Origin of the sequence: Pseudomonas lundensis (assembly GCF_015377145.2) — a bacterium.
Taxonomy (GTDB): Bacteria; Pseudomonadota; Gammaproteobacteria; order Pseudomonadales; family Pseudomonadaceae; genus Aquipseudomonas; species Aquipseudomonas lundensis.
This window is the reverse complement of sequence record NZ_CP062158.2, coordinates 2,384,924-2,397,885: the sequence shown is the minus strand read 5'-3', so window position 1 is coordinate 2,397,885 and position 12,962 is coordinate 2,384,924. Positions and strand designations below refer to the sequence as shown.

The following is a 12,962-nucleotide window of genomic DNA, read 5'->3' as shown; positions in this document are numbered from 1 at the left end:
GCCTTGAGTCAAAACCTCTTACGGTCATGTTTCGAACATTGACGGTAAGAGGCTGACTGTGAACCCCACCACTGAACAAACCCTAGAGCGCATCACGCTGTATGAGCTCGCCGATAACATCGGTCTGATGTATGTGAACCGCAGTGAGACCGTGGCGGCCTCATTGGCTATCGAGCTGATCAGCCATGTACTGGCGCAGCTGGGCACACACACGCTCACCGATGAGCAGTGCGCAAGCCCGTCTTTCCTGCTGATGCTGGCGACCCAAGGGGCAGTTAAAGCCTCCGTGGCCACCTTGTTGGCCGTGCCACAGGGCACGGTTACCCATAACGATGTCAGCGCATTGCTGTTAAAACTGGCCAATCAGGTCTGGGCCTTCCACGCCGGGCATATCAATTACCCTGGAACACAGCCCGGACCCGCGCAACGCGCTCAGTTCAAGTCCGCGCTGGTTACAACCCTCTCCACTCTGCCCCACAGCCCTACGACCACCCTCACGTTTATCGCCAACCTGCTGGACCGGCACTGCACGCGCACCACTCAAAAGCTGTTGATCGATTCGCTGACCGTCTATGACGCAACGTCTTCTTTACTGTCCGCTCAGCCCTCGCTCACGGAGTGTTTGCTGGCTGAACTGCGCGCTGTCTTTACCGACCTGCCTGCGACACTTGCAGTGCCTGATCTGAACAGTCTGTGGTTCATCACCCCGTCAGCTACGAGCCAGCCAGATACAACGTTGGCAGCCCTGATACAGCGCCTCTTGTCCGGGGAGCCTGACACGCAGCCAGCCGATAACAACCGGGTTCTGCGCTACCGCACACCACACGCGTCGACCGCGTTCTCGCAACTGCCCATCACTGAGGTGCAATACCGGCGCTTTACCGCACGGATGCAGACACTCGGCGCGGTGTATGTCGAGGCCTTGAAGGCGTACTGGGCCAGCCCCGCGTACAACAACGGCGTGACCAGCGCCTCCAAACAAGACGTGTACGCCGAGCATCTGGCCTCACAGCTGCAAACCGAGCTGCGGCTGTTGTGCGCTGACGACACCCTGCCTGCCGCCAGCGCTGCCATGCTTCGTCAGGTCTTGGAGTACCCAGCGGCGGCAGAGCGTCAAGCCGCCCACCCTGCCAACCCGGTCAAGGTGTTGCGCGTCGGCATTCAGAACCTGCGCACACACGTCGGCCGAAAACTGGCCTCTGTCGTGGCTTTTATAACGGATGAGGCCGACTCGGCGTCGACCGGGGCCGTCCTGTATGCGCCCGGACACGGCATTGAGGTGTTCAGCAGTCATCAGTCGTTGAAAGACGAAATGAATCGGCGTTTTAACGACCGGGATGACCTGCTGACATGGTTGCCTCATGTGCACGCCAATGACTATGCCGAGACAGCCTTCTTCAATAAGGCGCACAAAAAGAAGTTCAAAACCGCCGAGTTGACCAGCCCTGTGTTCACGCGAATCAGTGCTGACCTGTTGGAGAAGCAATACAAGGATGTTCATTACCTGTTCAAACACGCCAATGCCCTTGGCCTGCAGGGATCACCGGGCCTGCTGAGCCAGCGACTCGATAACGCGACCCGCCGACAGGTCCAGGCTGCGAAGCAACAATTACTGGCTGCACGCACCACCCGACTGCTGATGCGCGTCCCCCCGCAGGAAGTCGCACAGGCCTTGTTTGTCCAGCAAAACCCGGACCAGCCGTTACCGCCGGACAACGCTCTGCCGATCATGGACCTCGCGGCGATTTTCAATCCCCCGGCACGCTTGAAAACGCTCACCAAAGACGCTGAGTTTTACCTGCTTGCCCAGGAGATGTTCGCCACAGACGCCGCGCAGACGGTGCTTCGGGAGGTTGCACAAACGCTGCACGACTATCTGCCACCCGCCTTGCCTGTCAGCACGCAAGCTGCACTGGTGTTGAGCCATAAATGCATCAGCCATCACCGCAAGGCGCCGGACATCGACAGTCGGCAATACCAGTGTTTTTTTGCCATTGAGCAGTCGATGCGCAAAGCCCGATTTTTTTCCACTGATTACCACTACCTCACCAACAGCTTGCAGGTGCTGGGTGCCAGCCCAACGTTCAGGGCCGGTGCAGAGGTGATGGTTCAACAGGCAGACTGGGACAGGGTTCAAGCATTCTCAGCAGGCTGGTCGGCCACGCTGCACCAGCTGATTGGTGGGGCTATCAACACCCCGGACCTTGCGGCGCTGGCCAGTGCATTGAATTTCAACGCGTTATTCCCGGACCCCAGCCTTCCAGACTCCGGGCTGCACGCACTGTCTATCAACGCCGTGCTGACCTTGCTGATGGACAGCCCCGAGTTTCATCGGCTTGAAACCCGGCTCTTGAGCGCCAGCACCTGGACCAAGGAACAGCAAAAGAACGCCAGCCCCGGTCTCATCAGGGCGTTGGCGGTATCGATCATCACCGACTACCTCTACCCGCCAGCCAGCCATCGTCCAGGGTATGTGTGCGGCTTCAATCTGAACGCCAAGCGACTGGGTGACTTGACGTTTGAAGCCGTTCGCCAGTTAGTGAAGGAGCATTTAAGGAGCACGCTCAAGTGCACGTCTCATCAAGAACTGAATGTTGCATTCGGTGTGTTGGCCAGCCGCTACTGCCCTGAGCTACTGATTTTCGACGTCCCGCCAGACCTTCGTTTCGGCAACACCCGCGACGCCATCGACTTCAAGCACGCGGTCGCACTGGCCGAGTTGACGCTGCCCGGATCGGCGGTACGCCTGGGTTATCACGCCCTGATAAAGCTGGTGCACGCGACCCATGCCGACACGCTGTCCACGGACCAGGCGTTGGCAGTCAGTGCCTTGCGCAAAACGCCCGTTCTGCACTTGGCGATGTGCAGAGGGGTCATCCCTGAAAGTGACATTGCCGATGTCACACCTGAAGACCTATTGAGCGCGTTTCAGTACGTGATGGACCTTGACCAGCAGCATGCCCAGACCTTGACCGCCCTGGTGCAACAGCCCCCGGATCGTAAACGCATGGCTCTGAGGCGACTGGCAGAACACCACCCCGGCGTGGATATAAACCACCCGCGGGCCTTCACTGAAAGCGAGATCAACAAATACTTCGTTAACCGGTACAAGTCCCGCGGTCGAAACATGCGCCTCTCCTTGCTGGAGATGTACATGACCTGCGGACAGGACCGTGCGTTCGATGACCAGGTGCTCGGGTTCGATACCCAGGGGCGCGGGGGCTGTACGCTCAACAATGCGTTCAACACCGCTTACGATACGTTTCAAACGACCCATGATCAGGCGCTCGCCGCGCAACTCAAATACGCCATCAAGGACTTACCGGAGTCTCAGCGGCTGGAGCTATTGAGCGCCAATCACTTTTTGAAACTTCAGTTTGACGTAGATAACACCTATGTTCCCGGCCATTTCGGCCTGCTGGCGGTCAATACGGACCCCGCCAACGCCTACGTGTATGAAGTGTTCTGCCCGTCAGGCACCATCAGAAAACTGACCCAGGAAGGCGGCGTCATTTCTCATTACGCCACGTATGACACATCCGGTTTGATCCGAACGGATCACTATGTAACGGGGCTTCCTGCGCTCGACGTTAACGCTTACACCACGGGCTCAACCGGCACAGACCGCAGCAGGCCGGCCCTGGAACTGGCCTTTATGTGGAGTAATCCGATCGACACTCCGCTGGTGTCGCGCATACGCATGCTCAGTGAGCGGATGGTGGAACATATCTTCAGTCACGCCACCCGTTCAGCCCGTGCGCAGTTCATCCATGCCACGCCTTACGAGCGCTACCGAAATGAACTGGTGGCTAAAACAGAATTGATCTTTAACGTCTTCATTCCTTTTTATTCTTTATACAAAGACATACAGGATGAAAACGTTAACGCGGTGACCATCGCCACGGCGTTACTTGAGATCTTGTCGTTTGTATTGCCGTTCGGCAAAGCGGCTTATAGCGGCTACAGAGCGTCGTTATTACTGGGCAAGATTGTCGTCAGAAGTACTTCATTTGGCGTTTCCAGGGCGGCCCTCTTAACCATGCGCACCGCTTATGCCTCACGGGCATTTGTCATTGCCTTGTCCAAAGGTCTGGTACAAGCCGCCCATCCGTTTGCGCTGGTCGGCCTGTTGTTTCAAGGTGGTCTTAAAGGCGCTGCGCTTGTGCAACGGGCGCTGTTGCTGCGACGCAAGTTGAAGTTTGTGCCCCCGCTCGCCCAGCTTGAGACCACCCTGAACCCGCAATCAGCAGTGCGAATCGAGTACCCCGGCCCTTCCATTCGCCCCAAAAACATCGGCCCGCTGAAACACCCGATCAACCCCTTTCGCCCGGACTTCACGTGGGGCAACAGAAAACTGGATGTTCTTAACCAACAACGGTTTCATCACTCAAACGTTGACCTTTCCACGGCCACGTTCGCTGATAACGCTTACCAGGTGGCCGGAAAACAGTACATAAAAATGCAAGGCAACGTGTTTGCCATCAGGCAACTGCCCAGTGGCCGGGCCACCCACCTTTACAAAGGGGATACGCAAGGCCCGGCCGTGCGGTTCAATGCCGGCGACAACCAGTGGGAACTCGAAACGGGCGGGTTACTGGCAGGCGCTCCGCCGCGCCCGCTCACGCTGAGCCGTCAAATCAGCTTGCCCATGGACGGTGTGCTGGAGGCTGGCAATGACTACATGGTCTTGTACGAACGCTACATGTTGCCTGTGGCCTATGACGCCAACCTTGGCGCCTGGCGCCAATTGCATGAAATCAGCCCGAACGAAAAAAGCCTCGGTGATCCGCTCTGGCGAGATCAGGCGGGCACGTGGCGAAAAGGGTCGGTCGAAGCGTTCGTGGTTCAGAAATCGCGCACCCCTACGCCCACGCGGCTAAAAGATTTTTCGTTCCCGACCTTGCCCGTGGTCCCGGACAACGCGGTGGCCATTCCCAACAGAATTCATTACATCTGGCTCGGCACCCAAATGCCGCCCGCCCACCTGATCGACAATATCGCGATCAACCTGACACGCGCTTCAACGTTTATTTCAACCTTGCACCTGGATGTCAGTGACACCCTGTTTGCAAGCATCACAGCCCTGTGCCGTGAAAAAGTCCCGACACTGGTGATCTCAAAACTGCAAGACGAACCTTTTTTCGAGGTATTCAAGAACAGCCCGAACGCCGAGCACTATCAACTCATCAAAGTGGCCGAAAGTCAGTTGTACGCTTCGGCGTGCGATGTTCTGCGGTTTCCATTAACCAATTACTACGGGGGTATCTACATCGACATGGATGATGTCCTGAAACAAACACTGATCGCCGAGGATTTAAAAGCAGCCCCCGATGACGTGTTGCTGGGGAATCTGGTGACCTTGGCCGAAATCGATTTTCACGGCTATAACAGCAGCCACTTTGGCACGCAGCCCAATAATCCCGTGCTGACGGCTATTTCTGCTGAAATGCACGCCCGCTATATCGCGAACAAGGCGTTTTACCTCAAACCCAAACCCACGCTTGATGAACAACTGCCGCCCGCTGAACGGGCCAAGGCGCGCGCGCACTACAACGCTTACTTCAAGGAATATTTCCACCTGACGGGGCCGACGTTACTCAACGATGTACTGGCCAGGGAGCGGCGTGTTTGCTACGAGACCGCGTTTCAAGTGGTGCAAGGCAAGACCGTGTTCGAGACGGCCAGCATTGCCGACCCCCTGTATCTGGAGCAGTTGAACACCGCTTTTGATCATTACTTTCCGTTTGCCCGTAAATACGAAATTGACACCGGAAGTGAACACTCCTGGAAGCAGGGACGATAAATCGCTGAGGCGTTGAAGCGTCGTGACCCAGCAGCCCTAACGTGTGTGGGCGCTGGCTGGCCGCCTGTCTTAAGCCAGGCCGCCAGCGGCAGCCCTCTACCTTGCGTTTGTGCGCCGCTTTTACGTTTCTGTGCGACAGATCGCATTTGAGGGCTCCCGGAGCGGACGATGCGGTGTTAGTTTGGAAAAGTTTTGTTGCAACTCAACTCTTTACTGACTTATCACCTGCAAAGGAATGCCTCCTGCAATGGATTTCCCTCTAAAAAAACTGGCTGCGGCCACCCTGCTTCTGGCCGGTTTGTCCTCTTTCACCCCGTTCGCCCAGGCCAACATCACGCCAGAGCAAAGCGCGGCGATTCTGAAAAGCTTCAGTGACGCGTCCGTCACTGATTTCAGGCAGTTCCTTACCCGCCTAGGTCAAAGCGAGCTGGCTAAAACCGATAACCTGAGCGCGACGATCAGCACCTTTCTCGACAACAAGCCACTCAATGCTGAACAGCAGAACGAGATCCATCGCCTGCTCGGTCTGTACACCCGGGTGAAATACGGCAAAGCCGCGACTGAAACCCTGCGTGAGCTGGTGGCGATCCCGACCGTGACCGTCGAAGGGGTTGCACAGCACCAGAACCCGGAATTCCTGAAGATTGCCGACAAGATCAAAAACCTGGCGCAAGCGTTCGACCTGACGTTTCGCAACGTAGACAACCGCGTGTATGAAATTTCCCTCGACGGCCAGGGCGACGAGGTCGTCGGTATTCATGCACACGCCGACGTGGTGCCCGTCACCCCCGAAAACTGGGTACTCAAGGACGGTACGCGGCTGGACCCTTTCAAGCTCACGTTGATCGGCGACCGCATGTATGGGCGCGGTACGGAAGATGACAAGAACGGCATCGTGGTCACGCTGTATGCGATGAAAGTCATCAAAGAAGAAAAACTGCCACTGGCGCGCAACTTCAAACTGCTGGTCGATACCACCGAAGAAACCTCTGGCGACGCCATTCCGTATTACTTCGAGCACAACCCGACGCCTCAGTACAACCTGGCACTGGACGGTGGATACCCGGTGGTCATTGCAGAGAAAGGCTACGGCACTGTGATGGCCAACTTTGCGCGACGTGGTGCCCAGGGCAATGGCGCAGAGATTGTGTCGCTCACGGGCGGCATGGCCACCAACCAGATCCCGTCCACCTCGGTGGCGACCCTGGTGACCGATCAGCCTGAGAAGCTGGCGGCGGCATTGAACAAGGCCGGCGCCGAATACGCCAAGCGCAACGGTGGCGATTTTGAAATCAACGCCAAGGTGGTGGGCAAGGAGGTGCAACTGACGGTGACAGGCGTGTCGGCCCACTCCTCCGAGCCAGAATCCGGGGTTAACCCGGTGGCCCGCATGCTCGAGTTCATCAATGGCCTGCACGGCACCGTTGCGCTGAAGTCCAACTTCATCACTGATGCGGCGCGTTATGGCGCGGATAACTGGGGCCTCGATTACACGGGCAAGAAGCTCGGCGTGGGTTTCTCGGATGCGTTCATGGGTCCGTTGACCACGTCCCCGACGTTCGTCGGTCTGGACGACAAGGGATTGAAACTGGCCGTGAACCTGCGGGTGCCGAAAGGCAAATCCCCTGAAGTGCTGAAGGACGAAATCGCGGACAAACTCAGTGCCTGGAGCACAACCACGCACACCCCGGTGGTCTTCGATTACTCCATCGCCGAACCGATGTACCGCAACCCTGAAGGCGAGTGGGTGCAAGCGCTGCTGGCGGTGGCCACAGAGAACCTGGGCATGGCGCATACATTTGAATCCTCCGCGGGCGCCACGTCGGTGCATGAGCTGCCAAACGGCGTGCAGTTCGGCCTGGCCATGCCTAATGTGAAATACACCGGTCACACCGACAACGAGTTCAAGACGGTCGAGCAGTTCATGCTGGACCTGCAAATCGTGACCGAGATGATGGGCCGTATCGGGCAATTGCAAAAACTGTAAGGGGCAAACCGGGGCGGCATTGCTTGCCGCCCCGCGTACCGTGTCCCTGCTCGCCCCTTTCGTTTACAACCTCAGGTCGGTTGTTGGAGGGTTGGCTGCGCAGCAAACACCGTTTGGCTGATGTTGGCCGGCCTGAAAAGCCGTGTCAGCAGCATCATCGAACATACCGCCATCACCAGCACCCACCAGGCACTGGCAAATCCCCCCGTAAGCTCCCGAAGCCAGCCCGTCATCCAGGGCGAAAGCGCATTGATCAGAAACCCAACGCCTTGAACAAAGCCCCCGAGTTGCCCGGCTTCGTGCGGCTTGCGGCAATGATCGAGGGTCAAGATCAGGCTCAATGCAAAACAGGCCCCCAATCCGAACCCGATCAAGGCCACCCAAAGATGCGGCGCCCCCAGCGGCCACAACACCAGCCCGGCATAACCCGCCAATTGAGCCGCGAGGCTGATCATCAACAGCGGCCGCCGGTCATGGCTGCGGTGCGCCAGAGCGGGCATCACCAACGCCGCAATGACCTGGAATATAGTCATGAACGCCAGCAACGAGCCGCTGCGTGTCGCGCTCCAGTCCATTTCCAGGTAATACGCGGGTAACCAGGCGACCATGCTCATGTAACCGCAGTTCACCAGACCGAAATACAACGCCAGCCACCACGCCCGGCGCTTACGCCAAACGCGTGTTGGCGCCGAGGCTGCGGGCTGGTCGGTCTGCGCAAAGGGCAGCCGCCACCACAAGGTCAACGCCACCGCTGCCGGAATCAGCCAGATGCCCAGACCGCTCTGCCAATGCGCGAAGTGGCCCGCCACCAGCGGACTGACCAGCGCAGCCAATCCGCCACCGGCCATCAGCGATGCGCTGTACACGCCCAACGCCAGCGAAACGCGCTGCTGGAATTGACGCTTGATCAGTGCTGGCACCAATACTTGAATCAGCGCCACACCCAACCCGCCCAATAAGGCGGTGGCGATCAAGACCTCAGCGTGCTGGCCATAGAAACGCCAGCCGCAAGCCCCGAGGATCATCGCCAGCCCCAGGGCCACGCCATGGCGCTCGCCCAAACCGGCGTGCAGACGCGTTCCGAGCAGGGCCACCAAGCCCATGCAAACCACAGGCAGGCTGGTCAACCAGGCACTGCTTTGAAAACTCATGCCCGTGGCTGCGCGAATCTCCATCAACAGCGGGCTGACTGAACTGAGGATCGGGCGCAAATTGAGGCCCAGCACAATCAGCAAAGCCCACTGGGCAAGCACCCGCAACGCGGTTTTATCCCGCTGCATGACGCGCCTGCCAGTCACGGTAAAGGCCGATCATGGCCGGCTGCTCCAGGTGCTCAACCGGTAATGCCTGCGCCGACAAAGGCAACGCCATCTGCCCATAGACACCGGCAGTGGACAAACCAAAAGGCTGCGCCTGTTCATTGCTCGCGGCATACACCACCCGCGAGACACCGCACAAATACATCGCGCTCAAACACATCGGGCAAGGCTGGCCGCTGGCGTAGACCACACACCCCTCAAGGTGTGGCCCCAGTTGTTGGCTGGCGGCGCGTATTGCCAGCAACTCGGCGTGCGCGGTGGGGTCCTGACTGAGGTGGATGGCATTGGCCGCTTCGGCAATCACGTAACCGTCTTTAACCAACACGGCGCCAAACGGTCTGCCCCCGGCAGCAACGTTATGAGCGGCCAATTGCACGGCGCGTTGCAGGTACACCTCATCGTCACGCATGAAAACACCTCGACCTGAGTCAGCGCGCGCCCGCGGCACGCAGTAATTGGGCAATAACGCGCTGGCCGCGTTGTTGGGCATGGTGTAACGGGGTGACGCCTTGTTTGTCCGGGAGGTTCAAGTCGGCGCCGGCATCGATCAGTTGACTGACAATGTGCTGATGCGCCGGCCCGCCGTCAGACAGCACAATGGCTTCGAGCAAACAGGTCCAGCCCAAACGGTTGACATGGTTGAGGTCGACACCCGCCGCAATCAGCAGGCCCACCGTTTCGACATGGCCGCGCTCACACGCCGGGATCAACGCGGTGCCACCGTAGCGGTTGGTGCTTTTCAAATCCGCTCCGTGCTCCAACGCCAATTGCAGGATTTCGTTATGCCCGCTTGCACCCGCCAACAGGTAGGGGCTGTCCTGGCTCAGGTTCTTCTGATTAACGCTGGCCCCGGCATCGATTAACGCCCTGGCGATCTCGATCCGGTTTGAGTGAGTGGCCAACAGGAGCGCGCTGCTGCCATCCTCTGTAGCCGCCTGAAGGTCAACACCCGCTGTGATCAGTTGCTGCACCCTGCCCAGCTCACCGTCCCGCACGGCATCCAACAGCTCATTCTCATTTGCCATCACCACCCCCATCATCAGCAATCCCACAGCCCACAAACCGGATTTACATGCCTGCACATGCATGCTCACGCCCTCTTATCAATCGCAGGGAAAACCAGTATGGTCAGCGCACTTGGCATTCTGAAATTAAATATAAGCATGCCTTCCAGTGGCAATGTGAATGGCGGTAGCGATGTTCGATCCGATTCTGTTACGCAGCTTTGTGGCGGTCGTGGACTGCGCCAATTTCACCCGGGCCGCCCAACGTCTGCACCTGACCCAGTCCACGGTCAGCCAGCAAATCCGTCGCCTTGAAAACACCCTCGGCTGCCCGTTGCTGGACCGCGAACAGCGCCACGTGAGGGCCACCCCTGAAGGTGAACGCTTGTTGGCCTATGCCCGCCGCATCCTCGCGCTACAGGAAGAAGCACGCGACGTGCTGTGCAACCTGAAAAGCGAAGGCGTTTTGCGCCTGGGGGTGCCGGAAGATTTTGCGGCTGAACGCCTGATGCCGATCCTTTCGCGGTTCGGCCGTGAGCATGCGGGCGTACGCCTGGAAGTCACCAGCGGACTGGGCCCCGAACTGATGCGGCTTTACCGTGAGGGGGAGTTCGACCTGCTTTTGGTCAAGCAGATGGGGCAAGGGGTCGATTGCCTGGCGTGCTGGCCTGAACCCATGTGCTGGGTCGACAGCCGCGCCATGCCCGCCCTCGGGCGCGATCCCTTGCCGCTGGTGGCATTTCCGGTCGGCGGTTTATACCGCAACGAGATGCTGCATCACCTGGAAGTCGCCGGGTGGCGCTGGCGCATCCACTACTCCAGCGCAAGCCTGGCCAGTGTGTGCGCGGCCGTGGCTGCGGGGGTGGGCATCAGCCTGCTGCCTGTGCGGGTCATCAGTGCCGAGCATAAGGTGCTGGACGCCCACAGTGGCTTGCCGGATATACAAGGCGTATTTCTGGCACTCTACGGCCAGAATGGCCTCAGCCACGCGGGCAATCTGTTAAAGCAAGCACTGATGGAACTGTGCGAAACCCTTGCACCGAACCCAGGTTGAACACGTGCGACAGGCCAGACCAGCAAGGTCATCACTGACCACTACCGCGGCGACAGCCGGCAAGGGCCACCCCCCAAGCATGTCACGTCGGGTTTTACCTCATGGGCCGGTAACGATGTGGAGGCCGTCACTCGCTGGGTCAGCGGGCACTATCCGGGCTTGCCCACAGGCCACAGTTTTGGAGGTCATGCCATCGGACTGTGCGCCAGCCGGAGCACATTGACGATCGCATGGCCAAACCGGGGCTCATTCTTCGCCGGGTGGATGAACCAAATAAACGCAGCTACCGGCTCTGGTTAACCGAAGCCGGACGAGAAGCGGCCCAACAAGCGATGGCCGAATGGGCCCCGTTGAATATCAAACTGACCCAAATCTTCACTGACAGCGAGTTAGAAGTCGTGTCCCAGTGGCTACGCACGGTTAACAAGCGGTAAAAATCATCGTGACACGTACAGCCAAGACCCCAAATCACACTTAACAGATCCGTTCTTTAAACAAACACAGGAAGGTATTAAAGCAGACCCCATTGCTTGAATGGCCATTACTACATAAGGCAATTCTTACAGGAAAAGCAGACAATTACTTATTATCAACTTGGCCACTCACACACCATCTAAAAAGTGGCCAAAATTTTTATTCAAGCACATCAATAGCCTATACATTACTTCGTTGTACGCATGACAAGAAACTGCTCTTGACGATAACTTCCTCGCCTTATAAATGCTAAGATCGCCCCCATTTCCAGGCGCCTATGGGACATGCCCGTGATAAACAAAACGTTATTACCTCTGTTTACCTCGCTCATGCTAATGGGGTGCCAGGCACAGACTTCCGTTCTGCCACAAAGCCAGAAACTGTCAGCGGACAAAGTCGCTGAAATAGCAGCAACTATCGAGCGGACTTACCCAAAGCTGTCCACTGAGATTCGCGGTCAACTGTTGAATACCGTGGTGAAGTCTCTGGACAATATGGTGTTTGTCGAAGGCGGTGAATTTCAGATGGGGGATTTCGGTTGGCCAAATAATTTCGATATCACCAATATGTGTGACTGGCCGTGCGGTATGGACCCCGAGCGGATGGGGCCCCTGAGCATGGGGACCGATAATAAATTCGTTCACCCGGTCAAACTGAGCAGTTACTCCTTATCCAAATACCAGACAACCTTAAGCGATTTCGATCTGTTCTTTATCGCTCAGGGCAAACCGTTGTTTGATGCAGAAGATCGTAAGAGGAAAGAATTACAGGAGAAATACTTCTCCCCCACCCTCCCGACGCCTATAAAAAGTTGGCAGGAAGCCAAAGACTATTGTGGCTGGCTCGGCAAGTTGAGTGGCTACCCTGTGGACCTGCCTACTGAAGCTCAGTGGGAATATGCCGCCCGTAATCGAGGTCAATACGTGATGTTTGCCACTGACAATGGCAGTTTGGACTATGGGCGCAATTACCCCGAACCGGGCATAGGCCGTACTTTTACCGTTGATCGTTTTGTCCCTAATCCCTTGGGCATCTATAATCTCACCGGCAATGCCACCGACTGGGTTAATGACTGGTACGACAAAGACTATTACCGTATTTCTCCGTTGATAAATCCTGCCGGCCCCGATACGGGAACCCTTCGTATTCACAGGGGCTCAGGGTTCCTTGAAGATCCTGTGCTTAGTTCTAGTACCGTCAGGCGGTGGAGTGATCAGCCGGAGAAAGATGGATATTACCCTGGCTTCAGCTTTAGATGCGCAATTCAGTCCGATCAGCCTCTCTAACCTGAACTTAATGAGGCAGTATTTTTAGCCCCCAC

General features: G+C 57.5%; 8 protein-coding genes. 5 read left to right on the top strand and 3 right to left on the bottom strand.

Translation table 11 applies throughout. The features are described from left to right. The first annotated feature begins 58 nt into the window (after positions 1-58). Both IF654_RS11330 and IF654_RS11325 read left to right on the top strand, forming a co-directional pair. Complete coding sequence (locus tag IF654_RS11330; RefSeq protein WP_194862462.1) at positions 59-5,803, top strand: glycosyltransferase family 32 protein; 5,745 nt, start codon at positions 59-61, stop codon at positions 5,801-5,803. Positions 5,804-6,050: 247 nt separating this feature from the next. Next, positions 6,051-7,790, top strand: coding sequence for a dipeptidase (locus IF654_RS11325; RefSeq protein WP_083333695.1), 1,740 nt, complete (start codon positions 6,051-6,053; stop codon positions 7,788-7,790). Positions 7,791-7,861: 71 nt separating this feature from the next. Here IF654_RS11325 and IF654_RS11320 read toward each other — a convergent pair whose 3' ends face one another. From IF654_RS11320 to IF654_RS11310, 3 genes are read right to left on the bottom strand one after another with little or no spacing between them, the layout of a single operon-like run. Continuing rightward, entirely contained in the window at positions 7,862-9,070 is a 1,209-nt protein-coding gene (locus IF654_RS11320; protein WP_194862463.1) for a CynX/NimT family MFS transporter, read from the bottom strand. Further along, positions 9,057-9,518 (bottom strand): nucleoside deaminase, encoded by a 462-nt coding sequence (locus IF654_RS11315; protein WP_194862464.1) that lies wholly within the window; start codon positions 9,516-9,518, stop codon positions 9,057-9,059. The genes IF654_RS11320 and IF654_RS11315 overlap by 14 nt, the downstream gene beginning before the upstream one ends. 19 nt (positions 9,519-9,537) lie before the next feature. Continuing rightward, positions 9,538-10,197, bottom strand: coding sequence for an ankyrin repeat domain-containing protein (locus IF654_RS11310; RefSeq protein ID WP_194862465.1), 660 nt, complete (start codon positions 10,195-10,197; stop codon positions 9,538-9,540). A 109-nt stretch (positions 10,198-10,306) separates the two neighbouring features. Here IF654_RS11310 and IF654_RS11305 point away from each other — a divergent pair, with 109 nt between their 5' ends. The 3 genes from IF654_RS11305 (at position 10,307) to IF654_RS11295 (ending at position 12,927) form a co-directional block, all read left to right on the top strand. Next, a complete protein-coding gene (locus tag IF654_RS11305; RefSeq protein ID WP_083333699.1) occupies positions 10,307-11,167 on the top strand; it encodes a LysR family transcriptional regulator in 861 nt (286 codons plus the stop codon). A 230-nt stretch (positions 11,168-11,397) separates the two neighbouring features. Beyond that, entirely contained in the window at positions 11,398-11,601 is a 204-nt protein-coding gene (locus IF654_RS11300; protein WP_194862466.1) for a helix-turn-helix domain-containing protein, read from the top strand. A gap of 324 nt (positions 11,602-11,925) precedes the next feature. Further along, entirely contained in the window at positions 11,926-12,927 is a 1,002-nt protein-coding gene (locus IF654_RS11295) for a formylglycine-generating enzyme family protein (RefSeq protein ID WP_194862467.1), read from the top strand. Positions 12,928-12,962: the final 35 nt, after the last annotated feature.